We start from the raw sequence: 26,881 nt of genomic DNA on the forward strand, positions 1-26,881 counted from the left end.
AGAGAGCATCATGACTAAGACCACAGAAAAGATCGCAGAACAGACCGTACCCAGCACCACCGCCGTCGAGCCCTCCGGGCGTCCCGACCGTCGCCGCCGTATCCTGCTGATGACGGTAGCCGCCATCACTATCATGGGTCTGGCCGCCCTCCTGTTCGGAGGTGTCCTCTTCAACCCCGCGGCCGCCTCTAAATCGGAGCCGACCATGACCGCCACCCAGATCATCCCGCTCGTCATCCTCGTGGTGATGTTCATCGTCGCCACCAAATGGCCGCTGAACATCGGCATCATGGGACTGGTGGCGTCCTTCGGCGTCGGCTATTTCATGCTGGGAATGAGCGACAAGGACATACTGGAGGAGTTCCCGGCCAGCATCGTCCTGACGATCATCGGCGTTACCTACTTCTTCAGCATGGCCCAACGGAACGGGTCCATCGACATCATCGTCCAGACCTGCGTGCGCCTGGTCAGGGGCAAAACAATGCTCCTCCCCTGGGTGTTCTTCCTCCTGGCTGCCGCGCTGACGTCGCTGGGCACCTTCTCGCCGGCGGCAGTGGCACTGCTGGCACCGGCGGCCCTCGGCCTTGCCTACGAATCCCGCATCCACCCCGTCCTGATGGGCGCCTTCGTCATCAACGGAGCCCACGCCGGCGGCTTCTCCCCACTGTCCGTCGCCGGCGTGCTGGTGCACGACATTTCACTGAAAAACGGCTTCCCGATCTCACAGGGAGCGCTTTTCACGGCCAGCTTCGCCCTCAACCTCATCCTTTCGGCCCTGACCATCGTGCTGTTCGCCCTCCTGGGCAAACTGCGCGACAAGCACGCCAACGAGTACGCCGGACCCGACACACCCCGCACCGGACGTCCCCACGGCCAGCAGATCTTCACCCTGGCGCTGATCGCCGTGATCCTCGTATGCACCCTGGGCTTCCACATGCCCATCGGCTTCGTCGCCCTCTCCGCCGGCCTCCTGTTGGCGTTCGTCAACATCAAGGAACACAAAACGTTCATTGGCGGCGTTTCCTGGTCCACCGTCCTGCTCGTGGCAGGGATGATCACCTACGTCTCCCTGCTCCAGCACGTCGGCGTCATCGATACCCTCGCCAAGCAGGCCCTCGCGCTGGGGGCGCCGCTGCTGATCGCCCTCGTCCTCTGCTACGTCATCGGCGTCGGATCCGCCTTCGCGTCCTCGACGGCGTTGCTGACCGCGTTCATCCCCATGGCCGGGCCGCTGCTGGCCACCAGCTCACTGAGCGCCTCCGGAACCGTCGCAGCGCTCGCCATCGCGGCCACCGTTGTGGACGTCTCCCCCTTCTCCACGGACGGCGCACTGGTCGTTGCCAACGCCCGGGACAACGACCGCCAGCGCGTCTACCGCCAGCTCATGATGTACGCCGGAGGGGTTGTTCTCGTGGCTCCCGCAATGGCCTGGGCGCTGTTGGTACCCACCGGCATCATGTAACCTGCACGATTCCCGCCGCGAGCCCCGCGCGCGTAAGGCTGCCGGATCCACGTCCGGCACGCGCACGGAACGACCCTGCACTTCCAACGCAACAGGAAACCCGATATTCGGGCGCAGGGAACCCCGGACGCACCAAAGGCAGGGCGGCTTTCACAGCCGCCCTGCCTTTGTTTTGTCTCGAAGACGCCAACGGCTCCGAGGGTCAAGGCCGCAAAGAAGTAACCAAACGCCCTCGAGGGTCAGGACAAACGCCAACGCTGTGGCCCTCAGCTGTAGAGCGCCTCCACTGCCTTGGCGGCAACCTGGATGCTCTTCCACCCGCGCCGGGCAGCTTCGGCGGTCCTTGCCTCCAGCTCCACACCCTTGTTCTGAAGGACCGCGGCCAGGGTGGCGTCGACGATGTCTTCGCGGAGTTCGTACAGCCAGGCGCTACGGATGTTCGGCATGACCGGCACCCTCGCGTGCACGGTGATGAAGTGCCCGCCGGCCAGGGCCACGGCCACGCAAGCGACTCCGACGAGGGTGAGCTTGAGCAGGTCTTCACGGTCGGTGGCCACGATGTAAACCGGCAACGCAATCAGAGAGATCAACAGAACCAGACGCAGTAAGAGGATTTCCCGTGCGCTGCCGGCCGCCCGCCGCCGGCGCGTCGTCCCGGACAGGTGCTTGTCACGAACTTTCTCTGCCTTGAGCCGCCACTGGCGCTGCGAGCCCAGGTGCAGCTTGACCAGAGCACGTGCGGCGGCCAGCTCTTCCGGGTGTTCCTTGCGCAGCGCCTCCACAGCAGGGTTTTCGCGGTCTGCCCATGAGCTCGTCAACCGGCGGTTAATGGCGGCCGCCATCTGGTCCAGGCCGAGGCGTGCCGCGCCCTCGGCGGCCTCCTCGACCCGCACTCTGGCAACGCCCGGGTCCTGCGCGGTGGCCTGCGTTTCAGAACGGGAACCGTAGCGCGGCGATCCGTCGATCAGCTGATATTCGGTGCTCATACTTCCCCCATACTTGGCCCGGATGCACCCACGTACTGTTAATGCACTCCGGGCAGGAGCGGCGACATTGCCGATCCCGGACCATTGTGCACCCGGGATGGTCGGCCTAGTGGCTCCGCACAGGAATGTGACGGCACTGGTTCAGCCCCGCACGTGCAGACCCCGAGGCATCAGGGTCCGCCACCTGGGCCTCCCGCCGTCGCGCTGTTAGTCCTCTTCCAATTCACCGCGGACAAGCCGCCGCGTGACGTCGGTGAGCAGCTCGACGCCGCGCAACGCGTCGTCGTCGGGCGTGTACTCGGCCTCGTTGTGCGAGATGCCTTCGACGCTGGGTACGAAGAGCATCACGGTGGGCACCACGTCCTTCATGTTGGTCGAATCGTGCCCGGCGACGGTCATTACGTCCGTGTGGCTATAGCCCAGGCTCTCTGCGCTGGCCCTGCCGAGCGCCGCTCCCTTGGCCTGGTAGGACACCACGCCCCAGTTGTGCGTCAGGTCCAGACGGATGTCCGTGCGGGAGTCTGCCTGGACGTCGATAATCCTCTTGCCCAGCCGTTCCATGGCAAGGGCCAGCACGGACTCGTCCGGGGAGCGCAGGTCCAGGTTCATCAGCACCTGCCGGGCGATGGTGACCGGCGAGTTCGGAAGGACATACAGCTCGGAGACCGATGTGTGCAGCAGCCCGGGTTCGAATTCCGCGGCCAGTTCGCGCGCGGCGGCGATGACCAGCGCGGCCCCGTAGAGGGCGTCACGGCGGTCCTCCATGCGGGTCGCGCCCGTGTGCGACTGGGCTCCGTCCACGGTGACCCGGTACTTGCCGGCGGCCCAGGTGCGGTCCACGATCCCCACCTGGGTACCGCTCTCCTCCAGGTTCCTGCCCTGCTCGATGTGGATCTCGGCGTAGCGGGCAACCTGGGCGAGGACCGGCGCGTTCCCGTCCGGGGAACTATGCCCTGCGGCCAGGGCCTGCGCCACGGTCGTGCCGGCGGGATCGGCTGTGGCCAGCGCGTCGTCCAGCGTCAGTTTCCCGGTGAAGACTGCGCTTCCCATCATGCTGGGCGCGAAGCGGCTGCCTTCCTCGTTGAACCAGTTCACCACGGCCAGGTTGTAGGCGGGGGCGAGCTTTCCGGCCCTGGCTTCCGCCGCAACGCGGGCGCCCGCATGCGCCGCTGCGAGCACTCCGTAGGCGCCGTCGTACCGGCCGGCCAGCGGCTGGGAGTCCAGGTGCGAGCCGACCAGCACGTAGGGGGCGCCGGGGACCAGCTCCACGGTGCCGAACTGGTTGCCTGCCTGGTCCACTGTTTCGGTGTAGCCGTGCTCGGCCAGCCATTGGCTGAACCACGCCCGGGTGGCGTGGTCGGCCGGCGTGCCCGCCTGCCGGTCCACGCCTCCCCCGGGCGTGGCGCCGAAGCCGGACATCGTGGCGAAATCCGCGAGGAACTGCTCGTCGGTGGTGCTCATAGGGTTTCCTTCCCTGTCAGTGCTGCCTCAAGGTCTGCGACGCGGACCGGCGTTGGTAGGTTTTCCGCGCCGAAACGGATGTGCCCGCCCACCATCGTGGCCAGCACCCGCGTGGCTGCGATGGTGGAGGGCTCGACGGCGGTGGGGTCCTGGTCGAGGAACACCAGGTCCGCAAGGTAACCGGGCGCCAGGCGCCCCTTGATGTGGCCGGTGCCCGTAGCGGCGGCCGACCCCGTGGTGTAGGCCGCCAGCGCCTCGGCTGCAGTGATCCTTTCGTCCGGGCCGTAGACCTCGCCCGAAGGGGTCAGCCGCTCCACGAAGGACTGCATGACGTCCAGGGGCCTGCCGTTGGAGACGGGACGGTCCGAGCTTCCGGGCAGTGTGACCCCGCGCTCCAGCAGGCTCTTGGCCGGATAGGACCAGGAGGTGCGCTTCGGGCCCAGCAGGCGGGCCATGCCGTCGCCGAACTCGGTGATGAAGTGCGGCTGCGGGACCAGCACGATGCCGGCCTCGGCGATCCGGTCGAGCTGGTCGGGGCGGACCACGCCGCCGTGCTCGATCCGGTTGGGCTGCGCATTGGGACCGTAATCTTGCTGCGCCTCAGTGATGATGTCAATCGCATGGTCAACGGCGTGGTCGCCGATGGCGTGCATCGCAATCGCCCAGCCGGCACGGTAGGCGCCGAGCGCTGATTCGCGCAGCTGGTCCGCGTCCATTTGCAGGTAGCCGTGGTTGTGGGTGCAGCCGACATATTCCTCGGTCATGTAGGCCGTACTGCCCAGGAGCGAACCGTCGCTGAAGATCTTGACCGGGCCCAGACGGAGCCAGTCGTCCCCCAGACCGGAGCGGATGCCGGCGTCGAGGCTCCTGGAGGCCGGGTCATCGGCGTGGCCGGGCACGTCGTGGAGGGCGTCCAGGACCATCATTGGCTGCATCCTGACGCTGAGCAGCCCTTTGTCGCGGGCGTTCTGGTAGGCCGCGAACTCGCGCGGCGAATAGCCGATCCAGCCGCCGGCGATGCCCGCGTCCGTGACGCTCGTGATTCCTTCGGAGAGGTAGTGCGACGTCGCCAGATCCAGCGCGCGCTCGATGTTCTCCAGCGGATACGGAAGCAGGATGTCCTGCACCAGCCGCATGGCATTTTCCTCCAGCAGCCCCGTCGGCAGGCCGTTGTCGCCCACGACGACGGCGCCGCCGTCGATCGGGGCGGTGAGGTCGGCGTTGGCGGCGACGAGCTCCAGCGCCACCCCGTTGAGCGTGCAGGCGTGGCCCGACGAGTGCTTGATCCAGACCGGACGTCCTCCGGCCGCTGCATCCAGGCGGTCGCGGTCCGGTTGCTGACCGCCGAGCAGCAGCGGGCTGTAGCCGGACGCCACCACCCATTCGCCCGGGGCCGTTCCGGCTGCGGCGTCGGCGATGATGCGGTACACCTCGTCCAGGCTTGCCGCCGCCCCTACGTTGGCCTCCATCAGTCCCAGGCCGAACCACACGCTGTGCGCATGGACGTCGTTGAAACCGGGGACAATCGTGGTTCCGGCGGCATCGATGGTCCGGACGGCATGGCTGGCAAGATCGGCGTCCGGGTCCACGTCGAGGATCTTGCCGTCATGGATGAGCAGGCTTGTCGCCATGGGGCGGAGGGCATCCTGGGTCAGTATGTGTGCATTGCGGATCAGGAGATCGACGGGCATAAATCCTCTTTGATATGGCCCCCGGGCGATTCGGAGGGTTCCAGGCCAGGGCCTGAAACCGGGGCTACGGTCCATTCAACGCTGTAATATTGCTGCCTTCAATGGATATAGAACGCCGCTTTGGGGACGAATCTTAGGCTTTTGCATAAAATGGACGCATGACGCCACATCACGGCAGTACCGCCCGCTCCGCCGGGGCGCCTCCCCGGGAGTTCCATCCGGGCTGGCCCATGGAGCCGGAATGGACCGAGCTTCTGGAGAGCCTCTGGAAGGAACGCGACCAGCTGGTGAAAGACTTCCTCGAACGCTTCTCCGCCATCTCCTACGGTGAAGCACTGGTGCCCAAGGAAGACGTCTACCAGACCGCTGCTGACACCATGGACATGTTCCTGTTTCAGATGGCGGGGCTGGAGCTCCCCCCTGACCTGCGGGCCCTTCCCCGCGAGGTGGCCGCCCGCCGGGCCCGCCAGGGGGTCCCCCTGGACGCGTTCCTCGAAGCGATCCGCAACGACTTCCGCGTCCTCTGGAAGGGGCTGGAGCGGGTCGCACGGGACAAAGGAATCGGCGTCCTGGTGGCCAACATGGACCGGGTCCTCGACGCCGTCGAAGGCTATGTGAGCAGCATCCAGCAGGCGTATGCCGAGGAAGAGGCGCGGCTGGCCCGCAACAAGCAGCTCTACCGCCAGCGGCTGCTGTCCCGGCTCTTCAACGCGGAACTGGGCGCGCCCGGTGATGTCCCGGACCTTGCCGCGGCCCTCGGCGTGCAGGCCGCCGGGACGTTCGAAGTACTGGCGGTTACATCGGAGTCCGTGGCCCAGGCCCAGCGGCAGTTCGAGTCCGACCACCGCATCTATGCCTACGAGAACGCCGGCGTCCTGTACCTCTTCCGCCAACAGCGCAAGGGGCGGACCTGGTCTCAGGAAGGGCCGCCCTTCCCGGCCGGGTATGTCCCCGCGGTGGCGGGGCTGGCTGCTGTCCCCGCGGCCGCCGCCTCGGCGCTTGTGCTGGCGCAACATAAGCGCCGCGGCGCGGGACTCTCGACGATGGAGGACACCTGGATGGGAATCGCCGGCCGTCTCCTGGAGCAGAAATTCCCGGACTTTTCGGCCCCAATACGGCATGCCCTGGACAAGTGCACGCCGCTTGAGCGCCAGCGGCTGCTGCAGGTGGCGCGCAGCTACGGACGTACCGGGTCCATCAAGGAAACGTCGGAGGAGCTGTTCTGCCACCGCAATACCGTGGTGAACCGCCTGCATAGCCTGAACGAGGTCATCGGCCTGGACCTCACAGTGCCGGCCGAGGCCGCGCGGGCACTCGTCGCCCTCAGCAACTACAACGACCCCGATGAATAGTTTGTGAAAATGCCCAACCCGTGGGCAAAAACTGGGTGGATATTGTCATTGTTTAGGGCGTTATCACTCACCTACTCTCGAATATAACCACCGCAGCTGCCCAGGCCTTCGCCTTCCGACTGCCGCGGGACCCGAGATGCACAACTCCACCCCGCTCGAAAGGGCCCACGCAGTGACGACCTCAAATTCGCTCTCCCCCGCCACAGGTGCTCCGCCTGTCATTTCCGGCAAGGACGCGGGAAAAATCGCCCGCGCCGCTTTCGTCGGCACTGCACTGGAGTGGTACGACTACTACCTCTTCGGCACCGCCGCGGCCCTGGTTTTCAACCGGCTCTTCTTCACCAACATGGACCCCACCGCGGCCCTGCTGGCCTCCTTTGCCACCTTCGGCGTCGGCTTCGCCGCCCGCCCGATCGGCGCCGTCATCTTCGGCTACATCGGAGACCGCTACGGCCGCCGGCCGGCCCTGCTGATCACCATCGTCATGATCGGCGCAGCCACCGCCCTCATCGGCCTGCTGCCCGACTTCGGCAGCGTCGGCCTGGCCGCGCCAATCCTGCTCGCCGTATTGCGCCTGGTCCAGGGCCTGGCTGTCGGCGGCGAGTGGGGCGGCGCTGTGACCATGGCCGTCGAGCATGCCCCGGTCGAAAAGCGCGGCCGGTACGCCGCGCTGGTCCAGGTCGGCTCGCCGGTCGCGACGTTGCTGGCCTCCGGCGCTTTCTCGCTGGTCCTGCTCTTCCCGTCCGAAGCCTTTGACGCCTGGGGCTGGCGCATTCCGTTCCTCTTGGCCTTCCCGATGCTGGGCATCGCGCTCTGGATCCGCCTCAAGGTCGAGGAATCCCCCATCTTCAAGGACCTGCTCGCCCAAGGCGAAACCTCCAAGGTCCCGGCCCTGGACGTGTTCCGCCACGCCGGCGGCCGCCTGCTGGTGGCAGTCCTCGCCGCCCTGCTCGGCGTCGGCGGTTTCTACATGATCACCACCTTCGTGGTCAGCTATGGCGCCAACACCCTGAAGGTGGACCGGAACGTCATGGTCAACGCGACGCTGGTTGCCGCAGTCGCCCAAATCGGTGTCACCTTCCTCATGGGCCGGCTGGCCGAGAAGATCGGCCCGGGCAAGGTCACCATGTGGGGCGGCATCGTCAGCGCCGTCACGGCATTCCCCCTCTTCGCGATGATCGACACGAAATCCCCGCTGATGATCACTCTGGCCATCACCATCGGCATCATGCTCATTGCGGTGGCTTACGCCGTCAACGGCGCCCTGCTGACCGAACTTTTCCCCCCGAAGCTGCGATACTCCGGCGTGGCCCTGGGCTACAACATCGCCGGTGCCACCAGCGGTTTCATGCCCCTGCTGGCCACCGCCATGCTGGGCATCTCGGACAACCAGTCGTGGGGTGCGGCCCTGATTCTGGTGATCATCTCGCTGCTCACCGCCGTCGGCGGGTTCTTCGGCGAGCGCCTGCGCGTCCAGGACAAGAAGCTCGTCGCCAGCAGCTAAGGCGGACGGCTGCGGACCCTAAGCCGCGGCCCACCCTCAATCGAATGCTCAACCACCAAAATCGGGGAGCCGTCCGGCGGACGGCTCCCCGTTCGTTAGGAGACGAACATGCTCAGTGACGACCAAACCCGTCGCATCCTGGACGCCGTCGACGCCGGCTTCGACGCGCAGCTGTCCTTCACCCAGGACCTGGTCAGGCACCCGTCGTTGCGCACCCGGGAGGGCAGCGCTCAGGACCTGATGTACGGGGCCATGGCCGGCCGCGGCCTGGAAATGGACCGGTGGGAGCTGAACGCCGAGGAGCTGTCAACCCATGAGGGCTTCGGGCCGGTGACGGTTTCCTATGAGGGGATGACCAACGTGGTCGGCACGTACCGCCCGGCCGCCGAGCGCGGCCGTTCGCTCATCCTCAACGGTCACATCGACGTCGTCCCCGAAGGCCCGTCCGAGGCTTGGTCACGCTACCCCTGGGACGCCCCCATCATCGACGGCTGGATGTACGGCCGCGGCGCAGGCGACATGAAGGCAGGGCTCGCGGCCAACCTCTTCGCGTTCGACGCCGTCCGCGCCGCCGGGTTCGAGCCGGCCGGCCGCATCCACTTCCAGTCCGTCGTCGAGGAGGAATGCACGGGCAACGGCTCCCTTTCCGCCCTGATGCGCGGCTACGGCGCCGACGCGGTGATCATTCCCGAACCCGAGGAGGACATGCTGGTGCGCGCCAACGTGGGCGTGCTCTGGTTCAAGGTCAGGGTCACCGGCAACCCGACCCATCCGCGCGAGATGGGCACCGGCTTCAACGCCATCGACGCTGCGTATACGGCGATGTCCGCGCTGCGCGAGGTCGAGGAAAAGTGGAACGCGGACCGGGGGCAGCACCGCTACTTCGAGGACCTGGACCACCCCATCAACTTCAACTTCGGCGGGATCGCCGGCGGGGACTGGCCCTCCAGCGTTCCGGCCTGGTGCGAGTTCGATGTGCGGGCGGCCATCTATCCGGGCACAACTGCCGAGGATGCCTGGGCTGAACTCCAGGAGTGTTTGGCACTTCTGGGCCGCGGGCCCGCCCCGATCAGCGCTGTCGGCGTGAAGACCGGCTTCTTCTCGGAAGGCTACGTGCTGGAACCGGGCAGCGAGTCCGAGGCCATGCTGGAGCGCACGCATGCGGAGGTGTTCGGCCGCGAGCTGGAAAGCTTCACCACGCCCGGCTACCTGGACGGCCGCGTCTTCACCCTCTACGCCGAGACGCCGGCCCTGGTGTACGGCCCCGTTTCGGAGTCGATCCACGGGTTCGACGAGCGGGTGTCGGTGGAATCCATCCGCCGGATCACGAAGAGTATCGCCCTGTTCATCGCCAGCTGGTGCGGCGTTGACGAGCGGCAGGAGACCCCTCCGGAGGGCTAAACGGACGACGGCGCCGACCCTGGTCAGGTGCAGACGTTCCGGAACGCAAGGGGTTGAGGCTCGGGTGACAGCCTTGGCGCCGCTGCGCGCCACCGCATGATGGGCCCGGGGCGGTACGATCTGTTTCATTGGCGGCGCAGCTTCGCTGCCGGCTGGAGCTCATTTGGGGGAATGGACCGATGGTGGAACTGAAGCGCATCTACTGGACCCGCCAGGGTCTTCGCCTGGCGTTCATGGCGGTGACGGTGTGGTTGTTCGCCTCGGCCGTCCTGTCGCTCATGCCGAAGGCGAAGGTTCGTTCCATGGTCGCACCGTCTTCAGCCACCCAGGTTTTGCGCGGTATGTTCGATGGCGTCGTTGCAGCTGTCACGCTGCCAGGCGTGTTCGCCGTCGTCCTGACAATCGTTGCCGCCGTCATCAACGCCCGGGACGTCCGACGCCGGGATCCGGTCCGACGCTTCACTCGCCAGCAGCGTCGCGAGGGTATGGCCCGGGCTGGCGGGCAATGTGAGATGGAAGCGGCGTTCCGGCGCCGTTGTTCACGGCCCGCTGAGCACGGAGACCATTTCTACCCATGGTCCAAGGGCGGATCCACCAGCGTGCAAAATTTCGCCGCAGCCTGCGCGCAGTGCAACCGAGCCAAGAGTGCCAAGATTCCCTCACCCGGCCAGCAGGATAGGCTCGAACGACGCCGGCGGGACTATGTAACGGCCGGCAGCGCCGTCAGCGTCGGCGAACGGCAGCCGCTCCCCTGAGCGCCGGCCCCACCCCGCACTAAAATAGGGACGTCGACTTCTCCTCCACAGGATGTCTGTGGTCGCATGTACGTTAGGCCTCAACCCTCAGCATTCACCGCAGCATCAAGGACACGATGGATTACTACGCAATCAGTTCGCTGCGTGAAAACCACGCGGGATGGTCGCTGCTGCGCGCGCAGAACGCCCCGCTGGCGGTCTCCTTCTTCATCAGGGCCTTCACCGGGCCCAACCAGCGGGACATCGGCCGCCAGGAACTGATCGACCATCTGGATGACGTCCTGTTCGGCCTGCGCGACGCCCTCGGCGAGGACAAGTTCCCCCGCCCGGCGTCGGAGTACCTGGACGACTGGGCAGCCCCCGAGCGTGCCTGGCTGCGCAAGTACTACGTGTACTACGTGCCCGGCCAGGACGAGCCCCGCTACGATCTCACCGCCGCGGCCGAGGACGTGGAAAGCCTGCGCGGCCGGGACTTTCCTGGCCACCCAGTCGCGGCTGGCCAGCATCCTCGCCGTCCTCAAGGCCCTGGTCCAGCAGTCTGAGACGGACCCTGAAGTCCGGCTGGCCGAACTCCAGTGGCAGCGTGACGGAATCGACGCGGAAATGCAGCGGATCCGGGACGGCAACATCAGGGTCATCACAGCCCCGGAGGCCCTGGACCACTTCCGGTACTGGGGTGACCTGGACACCCACGGCTTCCGGATCCTCGACCAGCTCCGGGCCGTACACCCCCACGTAGCCAGCGTGCTGATGGACGAGGACACGCTGCTGGCGCACCGTGATGTGTGGGGCACCGAACCGGCTCCGTCCCGTGCTGCGCTCAGCAGGCTGACGGCTGAGGAGTCTGCGCTTTACGAGGCGTTGGGCAAAGACTCCTTCGGCAAATCAGTCAGACTGGAACAGGAACTAATCCGCTGGAACTGGGCGCTGGAAAGGCTCCTCCCCTGTCGTTGAGCAGGGAAGCCGATTCCGCGGCCGCGGGCGCTGCCCCGGAAGTCGAGCTTCCATCCAGTTCAAAAGATGAGCGTCGGAGCCGGTGGTCGTAGAGGCAGCGCCTGCAGGCCGACCACCTGTACCCGGCCCGGCCGCGGGCATATCCTGCAGGAAGACCAGTCCGTGACCATCAGTTACCGGAGGAAGACCCATGGAAATGCCGAAAGCGTCCGACGCCGACAAGGAATACTTCCGCTCAGTGCTCCCTGACCACTCCGACGTCGTCGTCAAGCCGATGTTCGGAAACCTCGGGGCGTTCGTCCACGGCAACATGTTCGCCGGCCTGTTCGGCCCCGTCAAGGGCGTGAAGCTGGCCGAGGTGGACAAGGAGCTGCTAGAAGGTACCGAGCGGACGGTTCCGTTCGGGCCGTCCGAGCGCCCCATGGGCGGTTACACCGGCTTGCCGGAAGTCTGGAACGCCGAGGGCGACGGTGATGAGGCACGGGCACGGGCCTGGGTGGAGAAAGCCTTCGAGAACGTGGCCGGACTGCCGCCGAAGGCTCCAAAAGCCCCCAAGGCTCCGAAGGCGAACGCTTCAAGGGAATAGACATGCAATCCCACGTCGAAGACCCGGACACGAACGTCAACACTTTGGTGGTCGGGGCCGGTCAGGCCGGGCTGGCCACCAGCTACTGGCTCACCCAACACGACGTCGAACATCAGTTGCTGGAACGGCGCGAAACGCTTGGCGGGGCGTGGCAGGACCGGTGGGACGCGTTTTGCCTGAACACGCCGAACTTCTCGCTCGCGCTGCCCGGCATGCCGTATGACGGCCCCGCCCCGGGGGCATTCATGCTGCGGGATGACCTCATCGAGCATTTCCGGCACTATGCGGAGAGCATCGGCGCTCCTGTCCGCACGGGTGCGGATGTCACGCGTATCGCGCCCGCGGAGGGCGGCGGCTTCAACGTGGCCACAACCCAGGGCAGCTGGCGGGCCCGGAACGTGGTGCTCGCCACCGGTGGCTACCAGAAGCCGAAAATCCCCGCGTTGTCGGCGCAACTGCCCAGCCACATCCTGCAACTTCACACCCATAGCTACCGCAACCCGGGCCAACTGCCCGAGGGTGCCGTGCTCATCGTTGGCACCGGCCAGTCCGGCGGCCAGATCGCCGAGGAACTGCTCGCCGTCGGCCGCGAAAACCACCTGGCGGTGTCCACGTGCCCGGAAGCGCCGCGCCGGTACCGCGGCCAGGACCTCCTCTATTGGATGATGCAGCTTGCACAATTCGGCCCCGACTACGGACTGAACGGCCTCACCGTGGGGCAGTTGCCCTCCCCCGCGGCGAGGTTCGCCTGCAACCCTCTGGTGTCCGGCGCCGACGGCGGGCACGACATCCACCTGCGGGACCTCGGCCGGCGCGGCGTCCGGCTGCACGGCCATTTGGAAGCAGCCGACGACGGCGACCTCGTCTTCAGTGATGACCTTCCGGAACGCCTGGCCCTGGTGGAGGCGGCGTTCTACCAGCGGATGAAGCCGATGTTCGACAGCTATATTGCCGCCACCGGCATGTCCGCACCGGAACCGGAGCCGCCGCGGAAGGACGACTGGCTTCCTTCGGAGTCGGCGCGGCTGAACCTCGACGCCGCCAACGTCACGTCGGTCCTCTGGGCCACGGGCTACCGGCTGGACTTCAGCATCCTGGACATCCCGGTGCTGGACGAATGGAACTACCCCCGGCACCACCGCGGCGTCACCGAATACCCGGGCTTGTACGCCGTCGGGTTGCCGTGGCTGACCGGGCACGGCTCGTCCATCGTGGCGGGTGTGGGCCGCGATGCCGAGTACATTGCGCAGCACATCGCGGAGAACAATGCACAGAACATCGCCGCCCGGTGAAGGCGGCGTTCCAGAGGCGTGCCTACCCCGCGCAAGGCCTGTCGAAGTCCACGGGCGCGGCGAGGCCGGCCGCGCTGAACCATTCCCGGGCCCAGGCCCGGACCGAGGGCATCGCGAGTTGCTCAGCAACAAGCTCCGGCGGCCCGTCGAACACGGATTTCCCCTCCTCCAGGAGGTCGCCGGTGCCGCTGCCGGCGAGGAGCCCGAAGAGGGCAGGCTGGTCGAGGAAGGGAAGCTTCCCGCCGTTGCCGTCGGTCAGCACACCCCAGCGCGAGGTGAAAAGCGAAAACTCCTCCGGACGATCCCCGTGGTCCGCCACGAGCGGGCAGGCCTCGGCGTCGAGCCGGATCCGCCGGTAATTGGGCTCCGTTTCGTTCAGGGTCATCAGCTGGACATCGTCCAGCCACGAAAGCCAGACCGCTGTGCACTCTCCCATCAGCGGATACGGGGCGGCTGCGATGTAGCCAGCCTTGCTCACGTGGGCGGAGTGGCCAACGGCGATGTTGTGGAGCTGCCCCCGGACCAGCGGCAGAACCGCGCTGACGGGCTGGTGGTAGTTGGCGAATTTCCGCCGCAACACGTCGGCGCTTGAATTCGAGCCGATGGAGACCACTAGGGAGCGGGCTTCCAGCGGCGCGGCGCTGACCTGCGCTAGGGCTTCATCCAGCCCGACTGAAAGCTCAAGGGGCCGGGAATCATTGCCGTCCATGACACCCGAGGCCACGGGCGGGTCCCACGGATACAGCAGCGGATCGAGATGGCCGGCGCCCCCGGCCCGGTCAGTCCCATGGAGTCAGCAGCAGAGGTCAGCCGCGTGAAGCCGTCGGCATCCTGCTGGACTAAACAAGGTGGCCCGCTTTCGTGGTCGGTACTTCCAGTGTCCCGCACTTTTGCGGGAACCGGGCCTTCGGTTCTAAAGGAGTCGACCAGCCCCACCGCTTCGGTGCGCGGCCCTTCGTGCAACTTCCGAAGCAACCAGGGTCGGGGTCGGCAGGCAGCGCTGGCCATACTAGCTCGGCACCGCGTGGAACACCAGGAACTGGAGTGGCGGATGCTTTGGTCGGGCTGACCGACGACGGTCCCGAGCCGGATGCCTTCCTCCACCGCGACGCCGTCATTGGCCTGTTTCGCGACTATGCGCAGCGGTTCGCGGCACCGATGCAGCTGGGCACGGAGGCCGCCCGGATCTCCAGGGCGGAGGGCCACTCCAGGGTAGTGACCTCCCGCGGGCGGTTCACGGCCGAGTATTTTCGGCGTGTGGCTCCGCGCGCAGCGGCAGAAGGCCTGGAATTGTCAGCTGGGTAAAGCCTGACTTACACGAGTTGAACGAGGCGGTCCCGGTCTTCACCTATGCGACCCTTCCAGACGCCTTGACGGTGCTGTACCAACCACTCCCAATGCTGTGACGTGAGCTCCACGTGCAGTGCCTTCCCGGCCAAGCGTGAATATTCCGGGAAAGCTTCCAATTGGGAACTGACTTCGACAGTGGAATTTGCCGGGTTGACCGCCATATGGCCACGATCAAAAAGACGGTGCAAGTCTCGACGGAGTAGGAAACCGCCCCCGTCTAAGTCATGTTGCGGATTCGTCGCGAAGCTGTACAGGTGGGCGGCTTCGAGAGCGTCGACGGGCGAGGGGCCCGAGAAGGCGCAAACCGCTCCATACTTTCGAAGAAGTTCCTCACGGAACTTCGCTTGCCCCACTCGCACCTTGACGGTGGACGCCTTGTGTCCACCCATGAGGTTCTTTCGTATGTCGTTGGTCATGCGCTCTAGCACTCCTGACCGCCGGCGATCGACTTCGCTGGAAAAAAGGTCCCACCGCAGCTCGCGCATGGCGTGCTGGCTTCCTGGGCTCACGGCCATAGCCCGGAGCTCCTTACCGCTGAGCAAGCCCTCGAGACTCACCCACGACTTCTCGTATTGAGCTTGGAAACCTCTCAGCTCCTCAACCCATGTTTTCCGTTCCGGGAAAGCTTTGCCGCATCCGGGCGCTTGGCATTTCCAAACAGGGGTCTGGGTCTTTCGCGCCTTAGGTCGCCCTCCACAGAAGGGGCAGGCGTATTTCCGGACAGGTTCTGCGGCGGTTTCGACGATGTCCTCCACCACCGCGGCTCCGCGGAGCCACTCCTTGTCCCAAAAAACGAGCTGGTCTCCTATCCGCACGTTGCGTGCGTTAGGAACCGATTCGTTCCACGAGTAGTACGACTCCAAGTGGTCGTCGTAACCGTCGTTTCCCCCATGCTGCCGGTCTTCCCCAGCCACAATCATTAGCCATGCCGTCATCTGCTGCCGCCCTCCGTGGGCTCCAATGTACCCTAAAGACCTCGCCACGATGAGATTTTCCCAGAAATCATTTTCTCCAGAAGCAATAATTTCCAGCTGGAGACTTTCCAGAATCGTAATGTACGGTGTCGTCTGCAGGTCTTTCGAACGAGGAGGAATAGTGGCAGAACGCACGCGGTACACGAGGGCGCAGAAAGAAGCGCTCATTGAAGGCAAGAAGTGCTACGTCTGTGAAGACTTGGGGTTGAATCACGCAGGGTTTGACGCATATGAGCTTCGGGAAATCCACTTCGATCATTATCAGCAGCCCTACGGGAACGTTGGGTCGATGGACGGCGCGGTGGGATCGGATGTCCTACCAATCCATGCCGCCGCTGGTGGGGCACGTCCGGAGGATCCGGAATTTGAGGAGTCCATCAAGAGGAACTGCCATGCCTCACGGGGCAACAAGTTCACCTCCCGCGGAGGTTACGTCCAAGTTCTCAGGGCCCGCATGGCGGCTCGCTTCGCAAGCTACATCGACGATGTCTATGAGAACCCAAGCAGGAAGGCCGGAGGCCGCCAATACAAGTTGCCGGCAGAATGGAAAGGATCGACGGTTGCCTTCCTCGGCAAGGACTACCCAGTCGTGTCCGAGGAACGCAACGGACAAGTGTGGAACCGCTTCCTGACCACCCTTCCCCCCAAACTTGTCTTCACCGACGACACATCCCAGGTGCGGCAGGCAACCAAGAAGACCGTCCAAAAGATGGTCGAGACCTTCTTGATCGACGGCTTTCCCATGTTCGCCCCCGTCAACGCCCGTATTGACAAGTGCGGGCACGTGATTATTTTCGATGGCAACCACAGGGCCACGTCGCACACACTCGCTTTCGGCGTCGAAGCGGCGATGCCCATCATGATCTGGGACATCAAAACGGGCGATGAATGCGCCCTCCGCGACCGCGTTAGCACCGAATTCTAGGAGAACAGACATGACTGCCACTACCCCGGACACAACAAGGCTCTACGAAATCCTGGTCCGTCTCCACGATGATGTCCGCCAGATTCAGTACCCTTACAGCGCCAAGGCCCTCAAATGGGGGATCATCAGCCACGCCGAAATTGAACGTGCGCTGGAGGAAGACCCTAACGCCTCGGAAAAGACCACGTGGACGGGCCAGAAGCCGGCCGACGTGGCCGCGCGCTTGGCCGGGGGTCTCACTAGGTTCATTGACGTGGAGGGGTACCGAGAGAAGTGGGGCGAGGCAGGACTAGCCGAGGGCTCTTGGAAAACATTCCTCGAAATGTACTGCATGCTCAAGGCCGACCCGACGCCATTCAACTCCACGGAGTACTACCGCGAAGCGGAGCTGACCAATCTACTGTCCCTCGTGAAGATCCTCGACGACGAGATCTTCAGCAGCCCTGCTATGAAGGGTCCCACCAATCTGGACGCCAGCCTCAAGTCGAAGTGGTGGAAAGAATGCCACAGAGTCTTCAATGACGCCCTCGTCGAAGAGGTTTACCGTTCACTCTCACTCGACGACCGCCCCAAGTATGGTGCGTGCCACACGCCTGAATGGACCCCGGAACTGCATGCAGCCGTCAGGAAGGTCGCCAAGAGGTGGGTCGCCTGCCCCCTTTGGGATCGCCCGGCCACTAGTAATCCAGCCGAATACGGCGTCGACTTCACTAGCAACAACGAAGCCACCGTCAAGTCCTTCCTCCGAGAAAACCAGTTCACCAGCCACTACCTCGAAGGACGCTCCTAAAGTCACAGGCGTGGCAAACTCTCTCCCCCGTTTGGCTTGGGGCCACCACCCGAGTTCAGAGGGAAGGCGAGTCAGTGAAGCTTTGCAGGACCATTGGCCGCGCCCGTCTAGTGCTCCGGGCCCTTGCCTGACAGCACCAGTAGGCGGCACGCCATCACCTGGATCCTGCAGATTTATGGACAACCCCGGCGTCAGTTGCTCCATCGCGTTTCGCATTTTGTGGCACTGATCGCGACGACAAGTACCCATCGGCGCGCATGAAACTACTCCCCCCGGCGCGGACTATCGCGGTCTTTGCGCCGAACTAGTCAGCCTTGGTCGAAAAGTGAGCCGTTTTGTGGGCAGATCCTCCGTGTGACTTGAATGTCGGCCGGACCTGGTATCCTGGAGTGTCAGTTATCAAGGGGTGCACGTGTTTCCAATTATTGATCTCTTCGCCGGGCCCGGAGGCTTGAACGAAGGATTCTCCAGCGTCAGGGATGAGCGGGGCAACTTCGTCTTCAAGACGTTGGCGTCGTTCGAGATGGATAGCCTTGCATGCCAGACGCTTCGGTTGCGAGCAACGTACCGAGAGCTGCTTCGATCGGGGGGCGATCTGCGTCCCTACTTCGATTACATCCGAGGCCAGAAGACGTGGCAGTCCGTTCTCACGGGTGATTTCAAAGAGGCTTATCTGGCGGCGAAAGCCCACGTCTACCAAGTCGAGCTCGGCGAGGACAACCGCCCCGAGGTGGATGACTTCATCCAACGTCAGCTCGGACCGGAGGAAGAGCGAGGACATTGGGCTCTCATCGGCGGGCCGCCTTGCCAGGCGTATTCCCTTGCTGGGCGGTCCCGCAGGACTGGAGATGAATCCTTCTCATCGGACCACAAGCATTTCCTTTACCGTGAGTACCTCCATATCCTTGGCAAGTTCAAGCCAACGATCTTCGTGATGGAGAACGTCAAGGGACTGCTCTCGTCGAAGAATGGCGACACCAGCATGTTCCAAACGATCCTAGGTGACCTCAAGCGTCTCCCTGGTGGGGCGAGCTACGAGATCCGTTCTCTTGTGGTAGACGCCGAACCCCACGAATTGGATCCGGCGGACTTCATCATTCGCTCCGAAGAATACGGCGTGCCACAGAAGCGGCACCGCGTGATCCTGCTTGGCGTTCGGACTGACGTCGCAGCCAACGTTCCTCGACAAGTACTCAACAAAGCTGATGGAGCAGTCACAGTTCGAGCCGCCCTCCAGACGATGCCTAGCGTACGTGCGGAGACTTCTAAGCGAAGGCCGAAAATCGATCTGGACTGGCAGGCTGTCCAGACGGAAGCACTGGACGGGTTGCAAATGTTCGAAGTGGGGGCCAAACCGGAGCCTGCAAAAGCCGGGACCTTCGCCGTGGACGCATATGAAGCGTGGATCCATGAAGAGAGGCTCGGCTCTCCAATCCAGCACGAGCCCCGTGCCCACATGGTTTCGGACCTAGCGCGCTATCGCGTGATGGCGGAACTGGCTGAACGACTCGGCAAGAGTCCGAAGTACACCGATTTGCCGGCATCGCTCCATCCCGAGCACCGCAACATTGGCAAAGTGGGAACACCCTTCACAGATCGCTTTAGAGTGCAGGTTTGGGATGCCCCAGCCACGACAGTGGTTTCACACATTTCCAAAGATGGGCACTACTACATCCATCCGGATCCAAAGCAGACGCGCAGCTTCACAGTTCGTGAAGCCGCGCGTCTCCAGTCTTTCCCTGACAACTACTTCTTTGAAGGGCCCAGGACTCAGCAATTCCACCAGGTGGGGAACGCCGTGCCCCCGCTCCTTTCCAAGCAGATCGGTGATCTCGTAGCCGACATGCTGGGGTCTCTTACGGAGTAAAGGTCTGGAAGCCCTTCGAATTGGCTGCTGCTGCAAGTGTGAGCAGTCTTGCAGACTGTCGCTCGGTCGGGAATCCTGATTTCCTGCCCGTGACCAGGTCGAGGATACTCATATCCGTGGGGCTGCCGACGCCGTTGCTTAAGGTGAACTCACGGAGTTCCAGCCATTGCTCCTTGGGTATTTCGAAGACTCGCTTTTGCTGGTTGATCCCGTCGTCAATCTTCTGGGTGTCCCTGGCTGTCCGCCGCTTCTGCGCGATAGCAGAAGGATCCGCGAGACCCGTCAGGAAAGTCTCGGGAAGGCGCATCGGCATGGCTCGCACCAAGGCCCAGCAGTCAGCTTTCTTGGCCCACTCCGTAACGTTCTTGGTCGGACGATGCTCGCTTGTAAGTGCCTGCTGCACAGCCTCGCCAATCTCAAGGGCCACATCGACGACGTTCCCAGGCACTGCTTGGGCGCGCCAAATAAGGTCGAAGTCCATCATCCGGCCGCGGCCCTGGTCTTCGACTAGGCTGGCCATTTTTGCCATTGTGTAAGCGACAATGTTGGCAAGGTAGCCCTGCTGATACCAAGAGGCTTTCCTGACAGCCGAGTGTATGGCAGAGAACATAATTGCCTTAGCTACAGCGTCCTTGAAATAGCTCTCGTTGAAGGACGAATCGTCCTTCTCCCAAGCCTTCTGGACAATGTCTGCAAACGCCACGAAGTTCTTCTGCGCTCCAGCGCTGACGATGTGGGGACGCTGCTGCCACGACATCACAAACTTGGCCAAGGCAGGTTTGTCGAACTTCTGGTGCTTGGGGTAAAGCTTCTCAAAACGGGATGCCTCCGCTTTGGAAAGTTTGTTCTTTTCGTTTTCGTACTGGCCCCGAGTTCGCTCGTAGTACCACTTCGTATTGTACGTAGCACCCGCGACGGCCGGGGCAAGGACACGTCTGGAAAGCTCCTCGACACGGACGTGGTAAGGACTGTTCGAGAAGAAGTCTGCAGCACTCACAGCGTTTTGGCTATTGGCAAACCTTGAGATGCTCGGCACCAGCTCGCTGGCCAGAGTCGGCGCCACGACCACGAGCTTCATGGGCACGAAGACATTCTCCAGAACGGCTTTGCCTTTGGCCTCCCGGTCAACGAAAAAGAGCGACGCGGTAGTTTGGCCGCCGTTAACAATCTGAAGGTCCTCAATAGTCAGAATGGTTGACCGGCCCTCATCAACCTTCACTGATGTGGCAGTCGCTGTGACACCATTGTTAAACGCCATGAAGTTCTGCGGTGCCGAATAAATGGTTTCCCGAATGCCCTTGTTCACCTTCCCCCTGTTGGTTAGGTACGAACGTACGTTGCTCTCCAGTAGTCTGCTGCCGTACCTTCCGTACAAACCGGCCAGGACGCCACCGGGCACGGACGCGAGGTAGGTGGCAAACTCTGGGGTGGACTCAACCTTTAGCGCGGGGAGCCCATCAGCCTTCCACTCCCTAAGATCGATCTGAAGAGCTTCTCGCCCACTTTGCGAATCATGGAGCTGATGAAGTCGGTTAATGTCCCAGAGCAGGTAGTCAATCGGAATGCCGTTCAGCGTCTCACTGGGAAGCTCTCGAAGCCGATCACTCAGGTGCCCGTCCGTCAGCAAGTAGAGCCGGTAGCGCGAGACGTTGGCACCCCGATTGCGCAGGTCGTAACCCAGCTGGTACGCGGCCGAACTCTCTTCCCTGCCCTCTAGGAAGCTTCCGTCAAGCGATTCGGCCAAGAAATACTGAAGTGCCTTCAGGGCTCCCTTGGCGTCCGGTGACGACACGACTTGAATCTCCGGCGCTCCAAGGAAAATCGTTGCAATCAGCGCCACGCTGTTGTCCGCATTATCGAGGTCGTAACCATTTACCTTCAGCCTGCGCCGATTCGTCCCGGTCCCCTCGAAATCCAAGGTGACGACGTCGTCGAACTCGCCCGCCTCCGTAAGAAGTTCGGCAGAATGGCGGGCAAAGGCGGTCGCGGTGAACTCACCCTCCGCGTCGGCCAAAGACCCGACGGACGCCAGTAAATTCTCGTGGTAACTCTGAACGTTCAATTTAGATGTCCTCGTAGCTCTTCATTGGGCTAAACGCCGCTTCTCCGTCAATTGCGAACTCATCGAGGGCTGTCAGATCTAGTCGATACTTGACGCCCGAGACGCCAGTTGCGACCGTTCGTGGAATGATGCGGGGAAATTGGTCAGTGACCGCATAGTAGTCAAGGCCGCGAGTGCTGAAGTGGGTCTGACGGTAAACTTCTTCGCTTGGATCGAAACCAAGCTCATCAAGCGCGCTGTCAAAAATTCCCACATCTCCGCCGTCAAGAGCCACCGAGTCCCTGGACTGTGCAACCAGATCAGTCAGGGATTTGAATCCAGGCAAAGCTTTCGCACTGTCGGCAACTTCGACGGAGACGAGGATTATGTTGTCGCCGTCGAGCTGGTACTCCGAAGCGATCCTCAGAGCGTGGGTCGTGGCATGCCGGCTCTTGACTTCGTAATGTACGTCTAGAAACTGGAAGTCTTGGTCGGATCCGTACGGACCTTGCCATCCCTCGACAACAACGGACGATCCGACCCTCTGGCTCAAGATGTTGAATCCAAAGTCCAATTCGGCGAACAGACCCCTACATTCCTCCATGCTGAGTACCCGCCTCTTCGAGGCTTGAAAGAGCTGGCGCCACTCGGCAAAGCACTCCATCGCAGTAGAGATTCCTGCAGTTTCAGTCACGGCTTCGGACACCTTGGCATGCACATGGCCACACAGCTGCATGAACACCTCGCTGAACTTGGCATCCTCCAAAGTGAGCAAGAGGATCCAAGTCCCATCGTGGTCGCGCTCCGCTCTCACAATCGACACAGCGTCCGAAAGCTGCGGCAAGCCCGGCGGCTGTCGAGTGATGAGCCCAAAACTCAGTCTTCCCACTTCGTCTGCGCCGTAGACCATACGCGTTGATAGCGAAGGGTCCAGCTCCCTCAGGGTTACAAGTCCCTGGCGGACTTCGTCTTTCCAGCGCTCCAGCGTCCAAGTCAAGGCTGTCACGCTAGCTCCTCGTAATCGGCCATCCAGTACTTCTGTGCCACCTTATTCAGGATGTACTTAACTCGCCCGTTTTTGCTGTTGTAATCCGAATCTGAGGTGGGCAAGGCAATCTTGAGAGCGATGAACGCAGACTCAGGTTCCTTGGCCGCTTTAGTTAAATTTTTCATCAACTCGATGATCTCGGGCGTCCTAGATAGGCCGTCAGCTGGCTCAACTTCACCAGTCGGCTCCAAGGCGTAGATCATAAGCTGGGGGCGAGGGAGGTACCGGTAAACTGCACGCTCCGGAACAGAACCGCTTAGCCCGGAACCCGTCGCCTCGACCGTTTCCGCGTCTTTGTTATCGGAGTACGCGGCAGCAATATTTGCTTGCACATCCGTATCCAACACTCTACGCAGATCGTCGCTTCCGGCGAGCCTCGTCTTCTTTCCGCTCACCCAGAGTGATGACCCGGTCAGCGCGCCGTCCTTAGCTGTCAGATGCCGAAGCATTAAAGCGCGGCCAGCCTTGAACACTGAGTTCCCAGGCACGAGGTCAGCCAAACTTGGCAGCTTGGCGTCCCCCTTTTTCTTCGGACCATTCATGAAGATCACGTCCCATGTTTGGAACTGCTCACCTAGGCTCGCCCTGACCATCCTCTCCAGTCCGCTGCCCGTGAAGAAGATGTCATCGTCAGCAGCCTTGTAGCTGTGTAGTAGATCTGCCACTAGCTCCTTGGGTACTTCTCTAAACCGCGTGTATCCACGGTCGGTCTCGTCGGTTGGGCATCCTGAAGCCAGCATCGCGTTCGCCAGTTTTTGTGTCGCAAGGAAATTCTTTGCTTGGACATCTAGAGACGATGAGATCTTCCGTGTCTCCAGATTCCGGCCAAGCAGATTGACCTCCTTTTCGTATTGCACAGTGTGTTTCATCTTGTTGCGCGCCGTGATGAGCAACGATTCCGGGTGCTGTTGAACCGCGAGTCCAAAATCCCGGGGAGTCATGTTGTTGCGACGCATGTGGGCGAGATCTTCTCGAAGCTCCTGGATGGCAGAACCCACAAACCGGTAGTCAGCGGCGGTCTTTTCACTTATCCACAAGCGGCAAAGGTCCTGGAAGCCGTCGCGGTAGCCGAACCATCTGGCCATCTGCATCATGGTGTCGGCTGCACCCACGCTCCGATGGAAGTAGCTGACCACCAATCCGTCAAGAGTGAGTCCTCGACTGAGTAGGTCGCCGCCGACTGCGATCTGCCTCTGCGGGACATCCTCTTGATAATCTTCATCCTCCGCCTTGTCGACACTGGAGTTGTAGACTTTGACCCGGATGTCCGCTACAGCTTTGTGAAGGTTGGCAAGCACGGACTCCCATCCTTGGGTCTCCTTCCCAAAGTGCTTTTCGTAGGTGTCCTTCAATTCATCGAGAACTGCATTCTTTCTCCCATCGGAGTACGCCACGGCGTGGAGCTCGATGGCTGACTGGTACCGGTAAAGTTCTTCGGTCAAGAGGTCGCCAACTGCATCCTGCACGTCAGTGAATCGAGACACGTTTACCAACATTGAACGCCGAGTAGGCGCCTTTACTCGCTTGTCGAGGATGCAGTTGACCAAGAGGAAAGTCCTCACGGCTTCCTTGAGGCTCTCGGGGAGAGCGTGCACCTGCTGAGTCTTTTTGTGCTTGACGGGTATCCACTGTTGGGCATCCGTTAGATACTGCACCGACTCGGGCTGGTCGTCATCGTCGATTCCGAACGTTGCCCGAATTCCGATGTAGTTGCTGGGAGCCTCCAAGGGGTAGATGTAGTCCTCGGGGAAGAGATCGTCCACCGCTTCGCCGTCCTCGTCTACGATTCCGGACGCTTCGTAGTCTATGAAGATGTTGGCAAAAGGCGTTGCCGTAATCGCCACGTAGGAGGACCGCGTGAAACGGGACAGAATCTTTCGTATCGACGAGTTGATGGCCGTGGGATCTTCCGCTTGGTTCGTGTTGACCGACGCGTAGTCCGATTCATCATCCAGGAGCAGCACGGGAAGATCGATGCTTCCTTGGCTATTGGACTTACCGCGGGCCCAACCGTTGACCGCGTCTAGGACGAACTTGTTCTTCTTTAAGACGAACACGAGAGGTCCTGAGGAGTTGGAAGGAAGAGGTACGTCAATGCCATTCTTGGTTGCTTGCAAGTAGTCCATAAGGACGGTCGTCAAGCTCGTGGCATTGGCAACCTCTTGGTCTATCTTTCCTACGCCGATATGCAGGTCCTTCAGGACAGCTCCCTTGGCCGTGCCTACGCGCCGCGTATCCCTGCCGATGAAGCCTTCGTCTACCCTTTCGTGCGTCTGGCGCCTGAGATATTCGGTGTTACCCGAGAGGATGATGACCAAACGATACCCCGCGTCGGCTGCCTTGTTGATGAGCGCCAAGTAGTTCTGCGTCTTTCCAGACTGGACGTCGCCGATGATTAGCCCACGGCGGTTCCACCGACCTGCCTTCTGGGGATCGCCGGCGAGGTCGAGAACGTCGTCCGTGAACTTGTCCAGCCTCTCCAGCACCCGCCCGGATCGTCCCTGCTTGGACAGCATCTTCCGGTAGGCACGCCATCGGCGCCAGTTGATTCCAGATTTGACGTCTTTGAGCCACGGTACATGGTCGTTTTTGGTTACTGGGCCCGCACCCGGACCCGAGATATCCGCGCTCACGGAGGCCAGCACGTGTCGGAACAGCTGCTCCAGGTCGTCTTCGGTGGCATCAGTTCGCAGAACTGGCTTGAACGTGTCGAAGGCCTTCCTAACGTCCTCTTCTTTGAGACCCATACGCGTTTCCCCTGTCTCGGGGTCTTCGAGAAGGCCAAGGACTGCACCTTCCAAAACGGAGAGAGGCACAACCACACTGGGAATAGTCATCAGTTCTTTATCGCATTCTCGAGAATTCCGCGGGCGCGGGGGTGGCTATTGAAGGGCTCAGCGTTGAGCATTGAATCCACAAACAGCTCTGAGCCGAGCGGGCCGCTGAGCGATTCCCAAAGGGATGCCGCCAACATGCTCAACTCGGCATCGTCCGCAGCGTTTGGGGCATGAATAGCGTCCTGACCGAGTCTGTTGTAAACGTCTTCCACAGGAAACGACTGCTCCAGCATGGTGATCAGCGACCCCAACAGTGCCGAGTCATCAGATGTCATGCTCCCCTCCAGGGCAACGACCGCCGGGTGATTTCGATTGATTTCGTATCGGAAAGACGTCCGGTCATCGACGACATCCCAGAGGTGGCTTACGGGCCCGGGGGCAGCGCGCCGCCCTCTATACTCGTGAACGCGCCGGCTCGGACCGACGATGTTGTCCGCAACTTGCCGCAGCCGGTTTCTGATGGCAGGCGGAGGAACGGCTTGAGCCTTCTTGATATCCAACGCCCACAAATGATCCAGGGTGTTGGGGATGTCCACCCTCACCCGCGCCAGCTTTCCGAGCTCCTGTTTAGGAGCAATGCGGAACCATGTGCCCCAGATAACGAGCCGCTTTCCCCGGTATATGTAAAACCCTTGGCTGTCTCTTAAGGACCCATCAACTTGAGCCCTTTGTCTGTCCGCACTGCTGAGCTTATTTAGATGTGGAAGTGTGAAAGGACGAAGTTCGATAACTTCCCCCTCGACATGAATCTTTTCGACCGGACCAGCCTGAGTCGCTTTGTGAGTCTGAAGCAAGGGGTCTGAGCCTTCGATCTCGCGATAGTTGATAGCGATATCAAACTTGCTACCGTGCTCCCCCGCAAGGTACCGGTGGAATACGAGGCCCAAGTGCTTGCGCACGCGCACCATGCTCTCGTCGAGCCCGCTACCTAGATTTCCGGTCATGGCTTCGAGCTGGTCAAGCTTCCGCCAGAGCACCAACGTCCCCGTAGGCTTCTTCTCGAGTTCAGCGAATTCTGGAAGATCCCGGCATTCGCCTTCAGACAGCTGGAGCAGGCTCCAGGTGCCGGTTTGTATCAGGTAGTCCAGATCCCATCGGTAACCGTGGAGCTCGCCATCCTTCTTGGAAACGACAGTCAAGTCCCGGCATTGAGATATGGACGCCGTTTTCAAGCCAAGCCCAAATCGTCCCAGATCAGTGGCCGCCCTGCCAGAAAGCGAACTCTTTCCGGCCAGCCGCATGGCGTTCTGCGCTTCGGCGGCACTCATGCCATCGCCGTCGTCAATGACGGCAACGTAGCCCTCCCCTTCGCCGGAGAAGAGAAGGTCAACGCGCGATGCGCGAGCCGTTATCGAGTTGTCAATTAAATCGGCGATGGCCGTTTCGAGGGTGTAACCCACGGCCCGCATCGATTCCATGAGGTGCGGATCGGGCACCATGGTTATCGTTTCAGTCAATCTTTCCCCCACACATCCATGTCCGTCGGCCAAGATCGCTCGATGGTGAGATAACAATAGCTGCAGGGGCCGACATATCTCGGCGTCATGAAGACGGTGTCGCCGAAGCGCCCTGAACGTCGTAGGGAGCGAGTTGCATCTGATAAAC

General features: G+C 62.3%; 22 protein-coding genes. 13 read left to right on the forward strand and 9 right to left on the reverse strand.

All coding sequences use genetic code 11. The features are described from left to right. Positions 1-10 precede the first annotated feature (10 nt). Positions 11-1,462 (forward strand): SLC13 family permease, encoded by a 1,452-nt coding sequence (locus tag AC1DES_RS04780; RefSeq protein ID WP_476894541.1) that lies wholly within the window; start codon positions 11-13, stop codon positions 1,460-1,462. A 266-nt stretch (positions 1,463-1,728) separates the two neighbouring features. On the opposite strand, the gene AC1DES_RS04785 is transcribed toward AC1DES_RS04780, so the two are convergent. The 3 genes from AC1DES_RS04785 to AC1DES_RS04795 form a co-directional block, all read right to left on the reverse strand. Next, a complete protein-coding gene (locus AC1DES_RS04785) occupies positions 1,729-2,448 on the reverse strand; it encodes a hypothetical protein (RefSeq protein WP_476894542.1) in 720 nt (239 codons plus the stop codon). Positions 2,449-2,655: 207 nt separating this feature from the next. After that, the gene (locus AC1DES_RS04790) at positions 2,656-3,909 is read right to left on the reverse strand and encodes a M20 family metallo-hydrolase (protein WP_476894543.1); all 1,254 of its coding nucleotides are present in this window, start codon (positions 3,907-3,909) and stop codon (positions 2,656-2,658) included. Next, a complete protein-coding gene (locus AC1DES_RS04795; protein ID WP_476894544.1) occupies positions 3,906-5,600 on the reverse strand; it encodes an amidohydrolase in 1,695 nt (564 codons plus the stop codon). The genes AC1DES_RS04790 and AC1DES_RS04795 overlap by 4 nt, the downstream gene beginning before the upstream one ends. 158 nt (positions 5,601-5,758) lie before the next feature. Here AC1DES_RS04795 and AC1DES_RS04800 point away from each other — a divergent pair, with 158 nt between their 5' ends. The 8 genes from AC1DES_RS04800 (at position 5,759) to AC1DES_RS04835 (ending at position 13,444) form a co-directional block, all read left to right on the forward strand. Then, positions 5,759-6,952, forward strand: a complete 1,194-nt coding sequence (locus AC1DES_RS04800) for a helix-turn-helix domain-containing protein (RefSeq protein ID WP_476894545.1) — start codon at positions 5,759-5,761, stop codon at positions 6,950-6,952. Between the two features lie 172 nt (positions 6,953-7,124). Beyond that, positions 7,125-8,456, forward strand: coding sequence for an MFS transporter (locus AC1DES_RS04805; RefSeq protein ID WP_476894546.1), 1,332 nt, complete (start codon positions 7,125-7,127; stop codon positions 8,454-8,456). A gap of 108 nt (positions 8,457-8,564) precedes the next feature. Continuing rightward, positions 8,565-9,857 (forward strand): ArgE/DapE family deacylase, encoded by a 1,293-nt coding sequence (locus AC1DES_RS04810; protein ID WP_476894547.1) that lies wholly within the window; start codon positions 8,565-8,567, stop codon positions 9,855-9,857. Positions 9,858-10,036: 179 nt separating this feature from the next. Beyond that, on the forward strand, positions 10,037-10,612 hold the full coding sequence (locus AC1DES_RS04815; protein ID WP_476894548.1) for an HNH endonuclease: 576 nt from the start codon (positions 10,037-10,039) through the stop codon (positions 10,610-10,612). Between the two features lie 116 nt (positions 10,613-10,728). After that, positions 10,729-11,154: a DUF3375 family protein gene (locus tag AC1DES_RS04820; RefSeq protein WP_476894549.1), complete on the forward strand. Its 426-nt coding sequence runs from the start codon at positions 10,729-10,731 to the stop codon at positions 11,152-11,154. Beyond that, positions 11,117-11,566: a DUF3375 family protein gene (locus tag AC1DES_RS04825; RefSeq protein WP_476894783.1), complete on the forward strand. Its 450-nt coding sequence runs from the start codon at positions 11,117-11,119 to the stop codon at positions 11,564-11,566. Before AC1DES_RS04820 ends, AC1DES_RS04825 begins: the two co-directional genes overlap by 38 nt. Positions 11,567-11,756: 190 nt before the next feature. Beyond that, positions 11,757-12,152, forward strand: coding sequence for a TfoX/Sxy family protein (locus AC1DES_RS04830; protein WP_476894550.1), 396 nt, complete (start codon positions 11,757-11,759; stop codon positions 12,150-12,152). Between the two features lie 2 nt (positions 12,153-12,154). Continuing rightward, complete coding sequence (locus AC1DES_RS04835) at positions 12,155-13,444, forward strand: flavin-containing monooxygenase (protein ID WP_476894551.1); 1,290 nt, start codon at positions 12,155-12,157, stop codon at positions 13,442-13,444. A 22-nt stretch (positions 13,445-13,466) separates the two neighbouring features. On the opposite strand, the gene AC1DES_RS04840 is transcribed toward AC1DES_RS04835, so the two are convergent. Beyond that, entirely contained in the window at positions 13,467-14,168 is a 702-nt protein-coding gene (locus AC1DES_RS04840; protein ID WP_476894552.1) for a hypothetical protein, read from the reverse strand. Positions 14,169-14,488: 320 nt separating this feature from the next. Between AC1DES_RS04840 and AC1DES_RS04845 the strand changes: the two genes are divergently transcribed. After that, positions 14,489-14,749, forward strand: coding sequence for a hypothetical protein (locus AC1DES_RS04845; protein ID WP_476894553.1), 261 nt, complete (start codon positions 14,489-14,491; stop codon positions 14,747-14,749). 8 nt (positions 14,750-14,757) lie between these two features. Here AC1DES_RS04845 and AC1DES_RS04850 read toward each other — a convergent pair whose 3' ends face one another. Next, complete coding sequence (locus tag AC1DES_RS04850; protein ID WP_476894554.1) at positions 14,758-15,903, reverse strand: HNH endonuclease; 1,146 nt, start codon at positions 15,901-15,903, stop codon at positions 14,758-14,760. Here AC1DES_RS04850 and AC1DES_RS04855 point away from each other — a divergent pair. From AC1DES_RS04855 to AC1DES_RS04865, 3 genes are all read left to right on the forward strand, one after another. After that, positions 15,890-16,693 carry a hypothetical protein gene (locus tag AC1DES_RS04855; RefSeq protein ID WP_476894555.1) on the forward strand — a complete coding sequence of 268 codons (804 nt, stop codon included), beginning with the start codon at positions 15,890-15,892 and terminating at the stop codon, positions 16,691-16,693. The two genes, AC1DES_RS04850 and AC1DES_RS04855, sit on opposite strands and share 14 nt — an antisense overlap. Before the next feature lie 10 nt (positions 16,694-16,703). Continuing rightward, complete coding sequence (locus tag AC1DES_RS04860; RefSeq protein WP_476894556.1) at positions 16,704-17,483, forward strand: hypothetical protein; 780 nt, start codon at positions 16,704-16,706, stop codon at positions 17,481-17,483. A gap of 412 nt (positions 17,484-17,895) precedes the next feature. After that, a complete protein-coding gene (locus tag AC1DES_RS04865; protein ID WP_476894557.1) occupies positions 17,896-19,350 on the forward strand; it encodes a DNA cytosine methyltransferase in 1,455 nt (484 codons plus the stop codon). On the opposite strand, the gene AC1DES_RS04870 is transcribed toward AC1DES_RS04865, so the two are convergent. The 4 genes from AC1DES_RS04870 to AC1DES_RS04885 are packed head-to-tail and all read right to left on the reverse strand — an operon-like array spanning position 19,340 to position 26,733. Then, positions 19,340-21,412, reverse strand: coding sequence for an AIPR family protein (locus AC1DES_RS04870; protein WP_476894558.1), 2,073 nt, complete (start codon positions 21,410-21,412; stop codon positions 19,340-19,342). The genes AC1DES_RS04865 and AC1DES_RS04870 overlap by 11 nt on opposite strands. A 1-nt stretch (position 21,413) precedes the next feature. After that, positions 21,414-22,397 carry a PD-(D/E)XK motif protein gene (locus tag AC1DES_RS04875; RefSeq protein ID WP_476894559.1) on the reverse strand — a complete coding sequence of 328 codons (984 nt, stop codon included), beginning with the start codon at positions 22,395-22,397 and terminating at the stop codon, positions 21,414-21,416. Next, entirely contained in the window at positions 22,394-25,276 is a 2,883-nt protein-coding gene (locus tag AC1DES_RS04880) for a Z1 domain-containing protein (protein WP_476894560.1), read from the reverse strand. The genes AC1DES_RS04875 and AC1DES_RS04880 overlap by 4 nt, the downstream gene beginning before the upstream one ends. Next, positions 25,276-26,733 (reverse strand): ATP-binding protein, encoded by a 1,458-nt coding sequence (locus AC1DES_RS04885; protein WP_476894561.1) that lies wholly within the window; start codon positions 26,731-26,733, stop codon positions 25,276-25,278. The genes AC1DES_RS04880 and AC1DES_RS04885 overlap by 1 nt, the downstream gene beginning before the upstream one ends. Positions 26,734-26,881 lie beyond the last annotated feature (148 nt).

Source organism: Arthrobacter sp. 05T442, assembly GCF_056395945.1.